Genomic DNA, 16,660 nt, shown 5'->3' with positions numbered 1-16,660 from the left:
GGAATTCCGGTTCCACTCGCCTTCAATCCACTTTCCCGAGAGAATACGAAGCCGCCGAGGAAGCGATGTTCCGCACCGCCCTGGCCTGGGGTGGGTGCGGGTCTCCTGAAGTTGGTCTGGATGCTGTTTACGTGGCGAGACAGTAGTCAGCGGGGTGGTACTGACGGCGAATGGCCCGGTGTGGCAGAAACCTTTCCACCGTTGGTAACTTACTCTAGTGTTGGGCTCGGCGCCCTCGGTGTCGGCACGTGGGCGCGAAGCGCCCTTCGCAGAACCTCAACTGCGCTGTCGACATCGGTAATCTTGTGGAGCTCATCGCTCGATACCAGGACAGCTTGTCCGTAACGCTGTTCCATAGAATGCAGCAGCCATGTCCGTGCAAGAGAGTTGATCTGTTCAGGAACCTCGGCATCTGCGCCATTCAGTTGACCGAGCAGTGAGATGACGTCTGCTCGAGTTGGCAACTGAGCGCCAATCGCCTCGGCGTTGCGATCCACCAGCGCGTCGAAAATGCTGACCATTTCGGTGATTGCCATGGCTGCCAGCCGCTCGACGCTCGTGTCGGGAAAAGTTACGCCAAGGCGTTTCTCCATAGCCAGAACCAGCTCGATAAGGTTATCGGCGGCCAGCCCCAAGCCCGCATCGCCGAGAACCGTCGACCCTGATGCGGCGGAGTCCCCATATCCGATGGCGCGTAGCGCTTCGCGGAACTGAATCTCAGCCTTGCTTCTCATCGAGCTTCCTCCGCTGCTTGCGCCAGGCGACGTGGATCGCGAATCCGCTTGCCTGTCGGCGTGGCCGGCAATGTTGGCAGGACATGGTAGTTGCTGGGCATCTGGTGCGCGGCGAGCCTGCGCCCAACCTCGGCCCTGACCCGATCCACCGAGCCACTCTCTGCCAGTGCCAAATATGCCTTAATACTTCTTCCATCGTGGACCACGGTGGCTTCTCGCACGCCATCAACGCTGGTCACGATCCGTTCTATTGCCATCAGGTCAACCTTCAGGCCGCCGACCGCAATCTGCGAGTCGAGCCTGCCGTGCAGCGTCACGAAACCATCCGGAGACAAGGTAGCCGCGTCCCCTGTGCGAAACCAGCCGTTGTCCCACCGTTTCTCCTTGGATTCGTCCACGTAAGGCGACTTCTCCATGGCGATCAAGAGCTCTCCAGAATGATCGATTCCTGCCCGCACCCCAGGGGCGAGAACGCCGACCGCCGGCCGAAACCGACCATCGAGGTCAGCGGCGATCATGCCCACCTCCGTCATACCGTATGCTTGGCCGACCTTGACTCCGAAGCGCTCGGCAATCAACTCACACAGCTCGGCGTCGACAGCCTCACCGGACGAAACGACACGACGAAATTGTGGCAGCTGCGGTGGTTCCGAAACCGTTGCGAGCATTTTCAAGTGGAAGGGCACACCTAGAAGTGTTGTGGGACCGATACTGTCCTGAACACAGCGCAGCAGGCCGTGCGCGGTGACCTGTTCCGGAATGATGAGGGTGCAAGCAGAGCGCAACGCGTGCAAGAGCCAGAACAGCCCATACGCGTAGGCAAAAGAGATTGCAGCAACGATACATTCGCCCTTGGCTGGTGCGCCGTCGACGCCGGCGGTCTTCTCGACCTCGTCCATCAGATCCGAGACAGTCCGCCCGATACCCTTCGGCAGTCCTGTCGAGCCCGAGCTGAAAAGAATGAGTGCGTGCTCGCTGTCTCGCGGCTGTCCGGGGCGGGGACGATATTGCACCGCAAGCTGATCTCGACCGGCTTGCAGGTTGGCTGCAGTCACCGTTACCTGTGGACGGCACCAGTCCACTATCCCTTCCCACTGCTCCTGCGGCACGCGATGATCGACTATGACAAGCCTGGCACCGAGCCGCCAAGTGGCAAGAATGACAGCGGTGCTTTCAACGCAAGGTGGAAGTTGGACAGCAACTGAGGCATCCGGACCCACCTCCAAGTCCGCTAAGATGCGCTGGGATTCGATGACCTCCTGCCACAATCCGTCATAGCGCAGCACACGTGTGGCACGTATGCACTCCTGGGCACCAGGCCCGCTGAGCAGAACGTCATCGACCCACTCACCGCCTGGGAGGGCACGTTCAACCGGCCTGAACATAGCTGACTCCTAACATCCGAACCAAATGCGGGATACTTCGGCTGCTGCCGCTGCCGCCTCGTCATGGCCGGCCTTTGCCGTCGTAGCCAACTGTGAGGGGTCGAGCGGATTTTCCGGCACTCTCTCGGCAACCACCGTGACAACCGAGGCGCCAGTTGTTGCGGCCAAGTCTGCCGCCTGATCGACCACCTTGCCGGGCCCGAATCCCTCGGGCATTGGGGCGAGAACCACTACCCGGTCACAATCCGCGGCGAGATCCGCATTTGCCGGCGATCTGAGGAAACCGTCGATCCAACGACGTCCGAGTGCCTCCACGGGCCGATACGCGAAAGGAAGTGCGCAGCTTGCGGCGACAGCCGTTTGCAAGGGCACGCCATCCTGTCGGCGCAGTGCGACGAACTCTCCGCTGTTCGCATCGACGGCAGTCAACAGCAGCGTCGGATGCTCCGGCCAATCCGATGCCGGTATCCGAGCGGCAACGGAGTCGCTCACGTCGTCTGCCGAAGCGGTTTGTGCTGCAGCCAATGCGGCATGCCCTACCCGCGCACGAGCCAGCTGTGGGTTTGCCTCGCCGGCCATCATCGAGCCGAGGCTCGCCAGCGCAGCGGCATTCAACTCACGCACAGGCTCAGGATGCAGCGGACTGAGATACCTAGCATACAGATGCTCCAGGTCGGCGCCGGTTGTGATCAGCGCGCCGACAATCGCCCCTGACGACGTTCCTATGACAACATCGGGCTGGCTCAGGTCGACACCTGCCTCAGCCAACCCATAGAGCATGCCGACCAGCCAACCCGTACCAGTCAGGCCACCACCTCCAAGGACAAGTGCCCTACGACAGTTCGAATCCATCACCTATCCTCTTTCAATTCGTCATTGTTCTTGTTGTCAACGGAAAACCCCGGTGTCGCTGGTGACAGGAATGGGCCCGGTAGAAACAGCAGCAGCGAGCCGTCGCCGCAGGTTGTGACTCCACGGCGCCGCAGGTTCGTCTCCGTAAAGCGTCCCGGCCAAGTCACCAACCAATCATCGCTTTAGTTCGCATAAGACCTTCGCCGAGATAGCCATCGTGGGGAAGGTTTGGCTGCTTGTGAGTCGTCGAGGTGCCGCCGAGATAGAGATTGGTGATACTCGGCTCGGCACGCAGGTTTTCGATGAGCTGGCGGTCTTCTGTCATGGCGGTGAGGACAAGGGAGTTTTTCAATGGGGCGATACCGTCCTCGGGTTGCCATGGACCGACCCATACGCAGGGAGACGGCAGTTCGGCTTGGAGCTGCGGCGCATCCGCGGTTGCGACCTGGTGTACAGCAGGTCGCAGCACCGCGCCTCCCCCGGGGAGTTCATCGACGATTGTGTCGCCGCCCAGCCATGCGCGGGTGCCCTGCGCGGTGCGGCGCAGCTGAGCGTCGATCTGTCGCGCACGCTCCACCGGTTGGACTGTCAGGACCGACTCGGGATGGTCGGACGGGAGACTGGGAATCCGGGCAAGTTTCTCCGCGAGAGCGCGGGCTAGCGGCGCGGGGTCGTCTTCGACGAGAACTGCGGTGGCGCAGACACACGCTGCGCCGCCGTGGCCGCTCACCGAGTCGGCGATGACGTCGATCATATCGCGCCAGTCGACGTCATTGGTTACCAGGATCTTCGACCGTCCGGGGCCCTGGAGGAGGACGCGGCGATTGTGGGCGTACGTGTTGATTACGTCTTGGCCGCCATAAACGATTGCATAGTCCGCTGTGGTGACGACGACCTCTGCGGTGGCGTGGTCGGTGGGCAACAGCGTGATCGTTCGCTCGTCGAAACCGGCTTCCCGCAGTGCCGCGACGAGCCTGGCCGGGGTGAACGGTTCCCGGTTGGATGGTCGCACCGCCACCGCATAGCCCAGTGCCAACGCCTCGGGCCACAGTCCGTGCGCGGCCGGGGTATTGCCCGGGGCGTGCACGGCGAACAGGTGCCCCTTGCGTGTCCACACCACTGCGCCGTTCCTGGTTTTTGGCTCGGCTCCCTCTGAAACTGCACCCCGGGGCATCGCCGATTCCACTCTGAATTGCACTGTGCGCAATGCCTCGGTGATCGAGTCGATCGACTCGATCACCACCGGCAGCGGCACCCCCGACACGCGAGAAACCACACGCGCGTAGTCGCCGGGCGCGAGCCCGAACAGCGTACCGGTGGCATAAATGTCGGCTGCCTTGTTCAGCATCGTGATCCGATCAGCCAGGTGCGGCGTTGTCGCTGCGCGCATAGCAGCCAGAGTTCGCCGAATATATACCGGCGGGACTTGGCTGATCTCACCGATCTTATCGCCCGCCAGACTCACAATGTCGCTGCGGCGGCAGCTGCGGTAGACGCCGTGAGCGCCCAGCGCATCGATGTCCACGAGTTCGGGCATCAATACACTCCTTCGATCACCTGGTGACCGGCAAAGGATGCCACGGGCGCGACGTCTGCCACCGACGATCCCACCGCGCCAGCAGGAGCTGGGACTCGATAGCCCATATCGCGTTCCAAGTTGTTCGGGAGAAAAGCGTATTTGGTGAGATAGTTCATCACGACCTGCCCACGCTCGCCGAATTCGACGTCAGCGCCGGTATTCGGATCGACAACCCGAAAGAAAGCGTAAGGGGAGAAGCTGTCGAAAATAGGGGAGCTGTCGAAATCCTCATCGACGCGCTCACGCGCGCCGCCGAGAATGGTGGTACTCCCGTACGCAGCGCGGAAGATTATTTCCGGAAATATTTCCGTGCGGTAGAGGTGACGCGAATCCGCGTCCATGTGGGCACCACCCCAATGAATTTTGCGCACCGACCGGTTGATCAGCTCGACCAACTCGTCTTGCCGCACCATCCGCTCCAACAACGGTGGAGTGATGACCAGCAGATCCACCCTTTGCGTACGCAGAATTGCCGCGGCCTGATCGATGAGGTGCGTGACATATGCATCGGCTTCAGCGATTTTCCCCTGGGAAATCAGTGATTTTACCCACCGCGGATCCAGGTCCACGGAGAACTTCATTCCGCCGGAACGACGGGCCTGCCGGGTCGCGAGCTCACCGAGCATGTGTGGACCCGACGGCACGACGGCCAGGATGTTGACCGGCCCCGCTGCGGCCAGCTCGTAGGTCCAATCCTCCCAGGCCACGTACGTATCGATCCATTCATCGTAGAAAACGAGGCGTTTCGGGGTGCCGGTCGTGCCGCCGCTTTCGAAGACCCCGGCTATACCCGGGTTCGACCCCAACCCCCGGGGAATCAGGTCCTCGACGGCGCAGGTTCGCAAGTCGTTGACAACATTCGGAAATCGCGCGAGATCGGAGGTTCCTTCTATGTCGATAAGCGGGTCAAAATCCAGTTGTGCTGCGCGGCGTAGCCAGAACGGGCTGCCGGTACGGGGGTGGAAATGCCACTGCATGAGCGCGCGAACGTAGTCGTCGGCGTCGATCCCCGACGTATCGGTTCTCATGTCCAGTATCGGGTCGGCTGCTGGCGTTCTCACAGGTCCTTCTTTCTGGCTACGGCGAACCCGTCTGCGATGGGCAGCCTCACAGACTCGACGCGGTCGTCGTTACGGACCCGATCGTTGAATGCGCCGATGGCTCTGGCGTTGCCCGGCGGGTTGTCGATGGCCGCCTCGCCGTAGTACAGAACCTTGTCTACGACGAGGATGCCGCCAGGACGCACTCTAGACACGAGTTGGTCCCAATAGTCGATGTAGTCGACTTTGTCGGCTTCGATGAACACGAGATCGGTGTCGGGAGCCTCAGGCGGGTCCCGCAGGGTCTCCGCTGCCGGTCCCAGCCGGACTTCGACCCGGTTGGCGACACCGGCGGCATGCCAGGAGTCACGGGCGATCGCGCTACATTCCGCCGAGATGTCGCAAGCGATCAGCTGGCCGTGCGGCGGAAGTCCGAGTGCCATCGCCAGCGTGGAATAACCGGCAAACGTGCCGATTTCGACGATCTGCTCGGCGGCCATGAACCTCACCAGCAGGGTGAGGAAGGCGGCCTGCTCACGTGGAACCTGAATTTCTGCGATTTCGCTCGACTCCAAGGTGCTGATGAGAAGTTTCTGCTGCACTATATTCGGTGGCTCGGAATGCGCCAGCAGGTACTCATAGAGTCGCTGGGGCATGACTGTTTTGAATGCGTTCACTACAAGCTTCCTTCTAGTTTCGACAAAACGCGACCGCTCTCGCGGTGGAATCGGGTGACGACGTCAGCATGGGCGCTCGGCAGGCCCGCCCATCCGCAGGGCACGGGAAGCGGCCGGTGCACGAGGTCGGATCGCACCTGCCCCAGCCTGGTCGCGAATTGTGCGAAGAACTCGTTGCTGCAGATCGGGATACGCTCAACCAGGAAAACCCGGTCGTTGATCTCCTGTTGCGCCTCGGTCGGCGGTTCCATCGGATCGTCGCTGTACTTACGCAACAGCGACTCACCATTGGGCACCAGATGAGCGGCCGCTGCCCTGTGCACGATAAGATTGGATTTCAGCGCATTCGACAGTGGAGTGAACTTGCTCAGATGGTGCGTCGCACTAATTTCGCGTAATAACGGGTGCACGGGCTCGTAATCACGTGCCCATCGATCGCTGAAGGCCGGGTCGGCGGCCATCACCAAGGGACGTATGGTCTTCCCGTGGATTTCAGTGGAACAAGAGCCCGCGTAAAGTATCAGTACCGAGTACGCATCGAGTAGCAGCGCGGTTCGGTCGACCAGCGCTGAGGTGGATTTTGATCCGGCGGACAGGTCGCGAAGGGCCTGCGCCAAAAGCCGCCACACGCAAAAAGACGCATGGTGACCGAGAATCCACCGGTACACCGCGGCGTCCTCCACTGATGGCGGCGCATACGCCGTCGCGGAAATCGAGGTGTGCCACGGCACACCGCGGGGCGACAGGTCAGTGTGCCGACAGGGGATGAACGCCGAGGCGGGCGGCGGCAAGTACAGCGGGTCGAGCGCATTCCGGCGAACATTCCTGCCTGCTCGGACCTGTCGGTACACAACCATCAAGGCCTGCCTCAGCGCGCGTCGACGGGATCGTCGTGCTCGTCGGCGATCGTGTCGAGGAGATCTGCCGCGCAGCGCACGTCCACCTCCAATTGCCGTTCGGGGTCGATCGCGGGCACCAGGGCGATCAAGCGGTGCAGGATCGTTGCGCTGGCGGGTGAGGTGGGCTCGCGTCCGCCAACGTGCACCGCCTGACGCAGCCCGACCGCCAGCGAGCCGTGTAACCAGCGCAACGACTCCGCCAGGTCGAGCGCGTTCAATGCGGCCTGCGTACCGGAAGGCACGACGTCCCCGGCGTGGCCGTTGGTCGGCAGGCTGCGCATGGAAGCGGGTGCGGCCGCTCGACACATCGCCGCGACGATCGCCGCCGTGGCCGGCCGAACGCCCTGCACGCCATCCTGCTTGCCGGGCCTCGTCGCCAACATCAGATTGCGGTTCGCCGAAGGAATTTCCCCCATGCTCCACCGTGCCCCGTTGCGGGAAGGCCAATGGGTTGCGCCGAGCGATTGTGGAGTGCAGCGTTTGCCGTAGGGCTCCTGCGACTCGTCGGAAAGGAGGATCGGATCGCTGCCCAGAAGATCAGCCAACAACGCAGTCGATATCATGGCGACAATATGCGACCGGAGAGCCGATGCGACTGCCAATCCGGCCGCCGCCGCGGTCAGCGAAGTGCCGTTCACAAACGTGAGCGCGTCTAGCCCGTCCAATATGAAGGGTGCTAGACCAGCCGTTCGAAGTGTCTCGCCAGCGGGCATTCGGACTCCGGCCATCGTAGGGGCGTACTCCATGCCCAGCACGGCCACCAGTGCTGGCGATACTGCCGCAGAAATGACCGAGTGACCACGCGCCAGAGACCGCGAACAGGCCAACACCGTCGTGCGCACGACGCGAGGAGCCAACTCTGCACCCTTGCTCGCTGGCGAGTGGTGGAAGACCGTATCGCATTGGTCGGCAGCGTCCTCATTGCTGGGGAATGCAACCAGTGGCCCGAACAGGAACGCGTGACGCACGCCGACGCGTTTCAGCGTCTGATCGACGACCGCGACTTGGATGTGCTCGGCCGACCGATTCAGAATGTTCCGAGTCATCCTATCCAGTATTCGAATGGTGGCCGTAAGCGATCTGGACGCGACAGGCATTGACGGGTTTCTCATGCGACACGAACTTTCTGGCAAGACAGATCGAAGGTGGCAATACTCATAACAGCGGATTTCTTCGACGCTGGCCTGCGGACAGTCGATCGAGATTATTTCAAGCAAGGGAAGTGCTCGACTTCTCCCGCTTGCGAGAAGATTCGTATCGCTATAACGACAATCGTCGGATGATTCTTTTGTCGTGCTCACCTCGTCATACTCGGACGAGCGTTTTGATAGCGGTGCGCTCGGCCATGGCGCGGTAGCCCGTGGCAATGTCGTCGAGCGGCACCGTCAGGTCGAAGACTGCAGCGGGATCCAGTCGGCCAGTGAGCAATTCGTCTAGCAGATACGGCAGATAGACTCGTGCCGGAGTCAACCCGCCCGTCACGGTGACGTTCCGCAGGAATCGGTAGGTCAGGTCCACTCCCTCCGGGTGTGGTGCTCCAACTACACCGACCGAGCCGCCGGGCCGGGTCACTGCGACTGCCGTGTGGAACGGTTGTCCGCCGCCGGCGCAGTCCAGCGCCGCATCGACGCCTCGACCCTTGGTCAGGTCGAGCACTCGCTCATGGGCAGGCTCGCCACGCTCGGGAACATGATCGGTAGCACCGAAGAGTTTCCCGAGGCGGGCACGACCAGGGTGTGAGCTGAGTAGAATGATTTGTTCGGCTCCGGCAAGGGCCGCCGCCAGGGTCGCGCACAGTCCCACAGCGCCGTCACCGACCACTGCCACGCTCGCCCCGCGGAAAACCCTTGTAGTTCGAATTGCATGCAAGCCTGTCGCCATGACATCTGCGAGGGTGAGCACCGCGGGCAGTCGCTCGTCATCGGCTAGCATGGGCAACTGGACCAGAGTCGTGTCGGCGAACGGAACTCTGACGGCCTCGGCCTGGCCGCCAGCCTGCTCACCGCCCCACATACCACCTTGCTCGCAAGCGGACGTTATGCTGGCGCGGCAGGGCCCGCACTCGCCGTCCGACCACATGAACGGGGCAACCACCAGCATGCCGGGACGCAGAAGACGCACCTGCTCGCCGACGTCCTCCACAACACCGAGGAATTCGTGTCCGGCGCCGGGACCGGGCAGCACGGGATGCCCGTGATAGCCCGAAAGATCCGTACCGCAGATAGAAGACAAGGTGACTCTTACGACCGCGTCCGTCGGCTCGACGATTCTAGCGTCGGGAACTTCGGAAACACGGATACGTCCCGGCCCGTCGAAAAACACTGCTTTCATTGCCGATATTCAACCTTTCATCTTCCAATCGGCGATGGGTGGTACTCGATCGGCGAATCGAGAAGCCAAGCAAGAGAATTGCCGACATCTAAGGCCATTCACGCGTGCAGCGGCAACTACAAGATGATTCCCGCATCGATGAGCCGGTCGCTGCGCGCGAATGGAAACGAAGCTCATAGTCATCGGATAATCCGGTAACCAGCCACCACATCTGGTGATCCTCTGCGCACGAGGCCGTCGAGTGATATGTGCATGCACGCCGCAACCGTTCCCATCTTGCTTACCCTGTCTGCTGCGTCACGCACGCTTAGCAGCATTTTTCACTGAATCGCAGTGTCGCACAATCGGGAAGTATTCTGGACATACGTACGCAAATTTAGTCCGCACCTGGGTAAAGAGAGCGGATCTGACCTTCATTCTAGGGCCCAAGTGTCATGGTTCGGCGAAAGGATCACCTGATGTCGATACGCTGGAATCCGGGGGTCTTCCAGGCAACAGCTCCTCGCGGTGCCAAGTCTCGATGAGTAGAGGGGAACCGATATCTTGAGGCAAGACCCGTTTTGGGTGGAGGGCGGTCGACGATCCGCACTCCGAACTCGCATCGTTACGATGGAAGAGTCTACGTACGTGTCTCAACTTCTTCTCCGGATGCGCGTGAATGTCGCGCGCACAGACACTATTGGCCAGAAGGTGATGGCATAATCCGTCGTGGCCGGATCACGGGCGTGCAAGGGCCTGACCTCCATACGCGGATCCGGATCCGCGTGCTCGCACATGATTTTCGGAGGATTGTCGCTGTGGCGGTTACTGCTGAGGCGCGTGGGCGAAAATCGGCTGCCGAAATACTCGAAGACGCAAGACTGGTGTTCGAACCGACGTACCGGGAGATTGTCGGCAGTCTTCCCGAGAGGATAGCTCGGATCGGGGGCTATCACATTGGGTGGTGGGATGCGCATGGACTCCCGATGAACGGTGGCGGCAAGGTGATTCGCCCGGCGTTGGTATTGACGACGACCGCAGCCCTGAGCACGGGTCCCGCCGACGCCGCGCGGGAGCGGGCAGTGGCCGCCGCCGTGGCGGTGGAGATGGTGCACGACTTCTCACTACTGCACGACGACATCATGGACGGCGATCGAACCCGCCGGGATCGTCCCACAGCTTGGGCACAATTCGGGCACTCCGCAGCTATGTTGACCGGCGACCTGTTCCTGACAGTCGCGATGGATGTGCTCGCCGCACAGGATACCGTCGCGGTGCAGATTCTCAGTCGAGCGCTGCGGGCATTGTGCGCAGGCCAGAGTGAAGATCTCTCATTCGAGAATCGGCAGACGGTCTCGCTGAGTGAATGTGTGCGTATGGCCGAGGGGAAAACCGCTGCGCTGCTGGGCGCTTCGTGCGAACTGGGAGCGTGGGCTGCCGGGGCCGATAGCGACCGGTTGCAGACGATGCGTCAGTTCGGTCTGCATCTGGGTCTGGCCTATCAACTGGTCGATGACCTGCTGGGAATCTGGGGTGATCCCTCGCTGACCGGCAAACCGATCCATGCGGATTTGGCGCGGCGCAAGAAGTCGCTGCCCGTGGTGGCCGCTCTGAACTCCGCGACTCCCGCCAGTGCAGAGCTGGCCAGCCGCTATGCCGACCCGGAACCACTCGATCCGACGGAGCAGGCACATCTGGCGCGACTGATCGAACGCGCAGGTGGCCGGGACTGGGCCGAACACACGGCCCGGGAGAACTGCGCGATCGCCCGCCGGATACTCGAACACGCTCGCCCCGAACCGGGCGCCGCTGCGGACTTGCTGAGTCTGGTCGACCTGATCACCCATCGAGACCGATGACCAGCAGGGTTCCTCGATATGCAGATCTTGCTCGAGAAGAGTCCGATCTGCATTCAACACATTACATGTGAAAATCAATCCGGAGATCCACTTCCATCGCCACCACATGGAATGAGGCAGCATGTCACCGAGTTATTCATCGGATTCCAGCGGACCGGTCTATCGAAAAAACGGGGAGACCGATCGCGTCGGTGTATATCCAAGGAACAGTTGTCAACGACCTGTCAGTGACATTATCATTGCGCAGGCCCGAGTCGATCATGCCTTGAATCGTATCGACGACAGTGCGTTACTCGAGGACGAACAATCATACGATTATCGCCTGCGGGACCAGGAAAGCGTTTTCGGTCGGGAACCCGTTCGCAGCGACCTGATCGTATGTAGCGGCGATCCAGCACGTCGACCGGAACGACTAGGACCAGGCGATTCTACGGCGCAGATCGTGAAAACGCGTGGAGCGGAAAGAATATTCACCGATGCCGTGCCATATCCGCGAACGGTGGCCGACCCTATCGAGGAAGTGACCTTTCCACCATTCAACCCTGATCCGGATCATGTCCAGTTCCTACAGATTGACGTGTACGAGATCGAGGAGATTCGCAGGGAAGCGGACGGCACACTCCATGACACAGGGGAAGTCACCATGGGCGGTGACACCGGACGCAACAGATCATCCCGAATGCTTGTCTACGGCACGGGTGCCGTGCGATACGATCCGGTCGGCTTCGAGAAATTGTGTCGGATGGTTCGGTACCTGAGGCGAGACAATCTGGAGAAGGACTGTTTTCTGGTCGGTGTCAACGTCGAGGAGGCACCATCCGGTGCTGCCGACGGCAATACATTCGATGCGGTTCTGACGGTTCGATGGGAAGAGCCGAAGGTTCGTACGTGGCCCATCTGCATCCGGACCGAGGGCTACTGCTACCTTCTGGTGCAGAAAACGTCGACAGGACCGGTTGTGGCCACGATGAAGGAGAGGCTCTGCGCGCTGCCGGCCTACACCACCGATCACAAAGCAAAGGAGTTGTGCGACACTGCGGTACATGCTCTGCAGGTCGGACTCGAAGCCATCGGCGCGTATGATATTCAATCCAGCGCGGGAAAATATGTAGCCGAACTGTCAAAATGGTCCGCAGTGGTCGGAGTCGGCATGGTTTTGGAGGCGTGTGGTATCCGATCCCTGGAAGAGAACCTGTTTTCCGTAGTACAGATCGATGCCGACGCGCGACCGGCGAGCACGCAGGAGGCAGTGCGAGTTCGGTCGATCCAGAAAGGTGACGGGCTTCCTCGATTGCGATCGAAAGCATGGGATCACATGTTCCCCCGTGACTCCTTGGTCGGTATATCGAGGAGCCCTCAGGCAACCGCCAACACCATGGTTGCTTATTTTATCGTTTTTGGAAATGAATTGGGCAGGTTGGTGCAGCCTGCTGGGAATATCTTCTTCTACGATTATGCAATTGAAAGCAGAAGCGAATCATTGAAGGAGTGGGTCTTCGGGGTGGCGAGGAAAGTAGACTCGTTATTCGAACATCTGCCGCCATTGGATGCAACGGGTGTTCTGTGCAACCTCATGAATGGAGAAATGGTTCGATGTAAGGCCAGGGTAGAGGAAACGGCCCGGCGCCTGGGTTTCGTGAATGACCGGATGATCCTCTGGAAAGACAAGAGCGCCATGCTCCAGTATCGGGCTATCGACGGCATGGCTGGCCAACTCATACCGTATACCATGTGGACCAACGATGAGACCGAAGTTATCGGTTTTTTGGCGCTGCTGAATGACGTATTCGATTTCGCTTACGATATCAGCGTCAAGGAACCGAGCAATCTATTTCTTACGCTGACCGACGGAAAAATCGACGATGATTCGGTGAAGAATGCTTATGTGAGATTCGGTATCGGCTTGCAATACATAATCGAAAGATACAAATATGATGCGCCGGGCCTATCTGTACTCGCGACTTGTTTCTGGCAGTTGAGCAATGGCAGGCACAGGATCATTCCGTCAATCTATAACGGCACCTTCGAATATGAACACCGTTACGTGGACTTGGATCCAGGTAAAGGGCTGGTCCATATGCTGGAGAACAGCGATGGTTTGCCCGGCAAGTCATCGCTCGGCAGAACCGAATACGGGAAGCTGATCCGCGATACCGCAGCGCCTCTGGGGGTCGATGCCATTGCATTGGCGAAACTCATCACCGTGGATATTGAGAACGCCTACTTCAGGGAGGCCGAGTTCTCTGAATCGCACGTATTGAAACTCGAACAACAATTATGTGAATTGATCACGTCGTGCGCTCTGGGATGCGACCCGGCAGATACCCGGATGACAGATTTCCTGTGGATGCTCCTCGAATACATGTTTCTGAAGAGTGGCATGTATCTTTCGGCAGCGATGGGCGCGCTGAAAATCATGCACAACAGGAGGCAGGCAGACGACAGGGGAGGACTTGCCTACGCCCCATGGTAAATTCGGGTCTTCGGCGCAGCTTGAACTCTGCCTGCACCGACACCGCCGATATCCACCCGACGGTCGGCTAGTCGCTATGGCAGGTCATTTCACCCTTCTCCATCGATTCGCCAAAGATCCAGACATCTGGAGATCGAGCGGCGCATGAAGTCGCCGTACCTCCTTGCTCGCGATCCATTCACCAAGGAAGCGTCAGCAAGCGCCTTACCTGCATCCAAGATCGCCTGCTTCATCGTAGACGGCCGACACTGAGAGGATTGCCCGAAGTGCGCACGTCGCATCTTAGGACGATCAGTCGGCGGCGCTCATCCATGGAAATGGCCGCCATCGTACATTGCCAATCGCATTCTCACATTTACGAGTGCATGCGATAAGTCGGAGCTTTGGTCCATACATGATCTCCGCTATTAGATGGTGCATTTCTTTGCCCTACCCACAACTCGACGGTGCGAGCATCCAGGGCGAAGCTGATTTCCGCTGCAGCCCGTTTGTGGGTGCAGGCACAGATACGCATCGGCAGCTATGCGCTGATGACGTACGTAGTATCACTGATGGCAAATTTACAGGATCTAGTTGCGCGAAAATATAGGTCCTGTCAGGATATAGCCGCGCGATGGATCCGTGCCGGGGAAGAGCCGGAGTCCGTACGAATCTTCGTTTTGAACTTTCTCGATCGAGAGCAAGGGTTACTCGATGTTGAAGGCACTCGATGTTGAAGGCACTCGCCGTCATGACGGCCACGGCCGCGCTGCTGATCGCGGCGCCGAGCGCCGCGGCGGCCGAGGGTACCGATGACATCCTCGGCGGCTTACTCGACCAAATCGCCAGTGCGTTCGGCAGTTCGTGCGCAAGTCCCAGCGGCGCTTGCAAGCCACGATCATATAACCGCGAGGCCGCGCGACTGCGGAGGTCCGGCGTCGTCGCCAAGTGCAACCTCTCGGCGGGGCAGCCAGCCAGCATCAGCCGATCGCTAATTACACCAACAGAACGGAAGACCTGTGACTCAGCAGCCACCACAGCATCCTGCCTCGCCGAATCCCGCTCGCCGCCGTGTCAATACGCTGTTACTCGCTGTCGGCGGCGCAGTGCTGGCGACGATCGTTCTGATCGTCCTCGTCGGCGTAGTGCTAAGCGTTGGCGAGCCGACAGCCGCAATCTCGACCAGGAGCGAGGCCGTGTCAGCATCGGCGCGGACCGACCAGCCAGCGCCACGCCATGCTCCAACGAGTCCGTTCGGCCCCTCCGACGCACGGTGCGCACCCGCAGCGACCGGTGTCGTCGAACTCGTCCAACCTGGTCTCACACGCACCGGTTGGCGGATCATCAACGGCACAGTAATCAACGTTGGCGGCACAACGTATTTTGGTGCTTCTATCATCGACCAGGGTGGTGCGGTGAAAGACCGGTCCGATGTGTGGGTGGTACGTGGCGGCAAGGTGTACGCCAGTACCAGCGGCGCACGCGACAACACGACATTTCCGACGGCATCTGCCGCGCCGCTGAACATCGCCCCCGGTGACGAGCTCGTGCAAGCCGTCGACAGGTGCGTCGTGAACATCACGCTCGGCCGCTGATTCCCGCCCGGACAGACGAAATCCGCCTCGGACGGCGCCGGTCCGTTCGAGGCGATTTCCCTAGTGAGGCGCCTTCTGCGTGTTCACGCAAATTGCACCCCTGATGGTAGGTTGTGTCTCCCCATGACTTGAGCCATTCAACTATCAGGGCCAGGACGACTCCGGCGCGGTATGTGATGGCCAACATGAACCGTCACGGGTTGGGGGCCGCTTCTTCCTAGAGGAAGATGGTCGCCATCATGTCGAAGCGTTACCCGCCCGAGGTTCGTGAGAAGGCTGTGCGTCTGGCTCTCGAGCGTCTCGATGAGTACGGGACTCCGTATGCTGCCGCCCAAGCTCTCGCGCCGTTGGTCGATGTCCATTTCGAGACGCTGCGGATCTGGATCAAGAAGGCTCTGGCCGAGGGGGCACGGCCGGGCGGGCAAGCCGGCCCCGGCCTGTCTTCGGCCGAGCGTGAGGAGTTGGCGAAGCTGCGCAGAGAGGTCCGAGACCTCAAGCAGGCCAACGAGATCCTGAAACTGGCGTCGGCTTTCTTCGCGCGGGAACTCGACCCGCGACACCGGTGATCGTCGGGTTCATCGATGAATACCGTCGGGTCTACGGTGTCGAGTCGATCTGTCGTGCGTTGCGCGCGCACGGAGTGCAGATCGCGCCGAGGACCTACCGCAAGGCCCGCCGTCGGCCGCCCTCGGCCCGCGATATCGCCGACGCTCACGTGGAGAACGCGTTACGAGATCTCGAGGGCAGGCCCGAGCAGATGTACGGGCGCCGCAAGATGACCCGCTATCTGCGTCGCCAGGGTCATGACGTGGCGTTCTGCACCGTCGACCGGATCATGCGTAAACTCGGGCTCAACGGTATCGTGCGGGGCCGCACGCATCGCACCACCATCCCGGCCAAGGACGGCGTGCGCGCCACCGACAAGCTCAACCGCGACTTCACCGCCGCAGCTCCGAACCTGGTGTGGGTCGCGGACTTCACCTATGTCTCGACGTGGTCGGGATGGGCCTACGTGGCGTTCGTGTTCGATGCCTACTCCCGCGCGATCGTCGGCTGGACCGCCGCGGCCACGAAGACGACCGCGTTGGTGTCCAAAGCTCTCAACATGGCCGTGTGGCGGCGTGAGCGCTACGGGCATCCGGTCGAGCCCGGCCTGATATTTCATACCGACGCAGGCAGTCAAGCCGGATTCAACTGATCGTTGCAACACCTCGATCGTGGAGGTGTCGAGGTGGGAATTGGTCCGCAGCAGAAGCGGGTTCGTGAGTACCGGGGCCA

At 60.6% G+C, this 16,660-nt stretch carries 14 protein-coding genes and 1 other annotated feature; of the genes, 5 read left to right on the top strand and 9 right to left on the bottom strand.

Annotated features, from left to right (window positions below):
- Positions 1 to 209: 209 nt before the first annotated feature.
- The 9 genes from ACIHAX_RS35255 to ACIHAX_RS35215 form a co-directional block, all read right to left on the bottom strand.
- Positions 210 to 734: a hypothetical protein gene (locus ACIHAX_RS35255; RefSeq protein ID WP_364438748.1), complete on the bottom strand. Its 525-nt coding sequence runs from the start codon at positions 732 to 734 to the stop codon at positions 210 to 212.
- Positions 731 to 2,020, bottom strand: a complete 1,290-nt coding sequence (locus ACIHAX_RS35250; RefSeq protein ID WP_364438751.1) for a long-chain fatty acid--CoA ligase — start codon at positions 2,018 to 2,020, stop codon at positions 731 to 733. Before ACIHAX_RS35250 ends, ACIHAX_RS35255 begins: the two co-directional genes overlap by 4 nt.
- A 108-nt stretch (positions 2,021 to 2,128) precedes the next feature.
- Positions 2,129 to 2,971, bottom strand: a complete 843-nt coding sequence (locus tag ACIHAX_RS35245) for a patatin-like phospholipase family protein (RefSeq protein ID WP_364438754.1) — start codon at positions 2,969 to 2,971, stop codon at positions 2,129 to 2,131.
- A gap of 163 nt (positions 2,972 to 3,134) precedes the next feature.
- On the bottom strand, positions 3,135 to 4,508 hold the full coding sequence (locus ACIHAX_RS35240; RefSeq protein ID WP_364438757.1) for an aldehyde dehydrogenase family protein: 1,374 nt from the start codon (positions 4,506 to 4,508) through the stop codon (positions 3,135 to 3,137).
- Positions 4,508 to 5,578 carry a phenazine antibiotic biosynthesis protein gene (locus ACIHAX_RS35235; RefSeq protein WP_364438760.1) on the bottom strand — a complete coding sequence of 357 codons (1,071 nt, stop codon included), beginning with the start codon at positions 5,576 to 5,578 and terminating at the stop codon, positions 4,508 to 4,510. Before ACIHAX_RS35235 ends, ACIHAX_RS35240 begins: the two co-directional genes overlap by 1 nt.
- A gap of 29 nt (positions 5,579 to 5,607) precedes the next feature.
- Positions 5,608 to 6,267: an O-methyltransferase gene (locus ACIHAX_RS35230; protein ID WP_397281961.1), complete on the bottom strand. Its 660-nt coding sequence runs from the start codon at positions 6,265 to 6,267 to the stop codon at positions 5,608 to 5,610.
- A complete protein-coding gene (locus tag ACIHAX_RS35225; protein WP_397281959.1) occupies positions 6,267 to 7,124 on the bottom strand; it encodes a hypothetical protein in 858 nt (285 codons plus the stop codon). Before ACIHAX_RS35225 ends, ACIHAX_RS35230 begins: the two co-directional genes overlap by 1 nt.
- Positions 7,125 to 7,135: 11 nt before the next feature.
- Complete coding sequence (locus ACIHAX_RS35220; RefSeq protein ID WP_397281957.1) at positions 7,136 to 8,212, bottom strand: aromatic amino acid lyase; 1,077 nt, start codon at positions 8,210 to 8,212, stop codon at positions 7,136 to 7,138.
- Positions 8,213 to 8,471: 259 nt separating this feature from the next.
- Positions 8,472 to 9,497 (bottom strand): zinc-binding dehydrogenase, encoded by a 1,026-nt coding sequence (locus ACIHAX_RS35215; RefSeq protein ID WP_397080541.1) that lies wholly within the window; start codon positions 9,495 to 9,497, stop codon positions 8,472 to 8,474.
- Between the two features lie 764 nt (positions 9,498 to 10,261).
- On the opposite strand from ACIHAX_RS35215, the gene ACIHAX_RS35210 reads away from it, so the two are divergent.
- From ACIHAX_RS35210 to ACIHAX_RS35190, 5 genes are all read left to right on the top strand, one after another.
- Entirely contained in the window at positions 10,262 to 11,335 is a 1,074-nt protein-coding gene (locus ACIHAX_RS35210) for a polyprenyl synthetase family protein (protein WP_364438775.1), read from the top strand.
- A 121-nt stretch (positions 11,336 to 11,456) separates the two neighbouring features.
- On the top strand, positions 11,457 to 13,808 hold the full coding sequence (locus ACIHAX_RS35205) for a hypothetical protein (RefSeq protein WP_397281955.1): 2,352 nt from the start codon (positions 11,457 to 11,459) through the stop codon (positions 13,806 to 13,808).
- Positions 13,809 to 14,806: 998 nt separating this feature from the next.
- A complete protein-coding gene (locus ACIHAX_RS35200) occupies positions 14,807 to 15,382 on the top strand; it encodes a hypothetical protein (protein ID WP_397281952.1) in 576 nt (191 codons plus the stop codon).
- Between the two features lie 239 nt (positions 15,383 to 15,621).
- The gene (locus ACIHAX_RS35195) at positions 15,622 to 15,948 is read left to right on the top strand and encodes a transposase (protein ID WP_051021519.1); all 327 of its coding nucleotides are present in this window, start codon (positions 15,622 to 15,624) and stop codon (positions 15,946 to 15,948) included.
- Positions 15,909 to 16,037, top strand: a sequence feature (AL1L pseudoknot). (Overlaps the previous gene by 40 nt.)
- The gene (locus tag ACIHAX_RS35190; protein WP_397281950.1) at positions 15,945 to 16,580 is read left to right on the top strand and encodes an IS3 family transposase; all 636 of its coding nucleotides are present in this window, start codon (positions 15,945 to 15,947) and stop codon (positions 16,578 to 16,580) included. Its footprint overlaps the feature before it by 93 nt. Before ACIHAX_RS35195 ends, ACIHAX_RS35190 begins: the two co-directional genes overlap by 4 nt.
- The last annotated feature ends 80 nt before the right edge of the window (positions 16,581 to 16,660 follow it).

The sequence above is a fragment of the Nocardia sp. NPDC051929 genome, from assembly GCF_044548645.1.
In the GTDB taxonomy this organism is placed as follows: Bacteria; Actinomycetota; Actinomycetes; order Mycobacteriales; family Mycobacteriaceae; genus Nocardia; species Nocardia sichangensis.
This window is presented reverse-complemented; position numbering and strand designations above follow the sequence as displayed.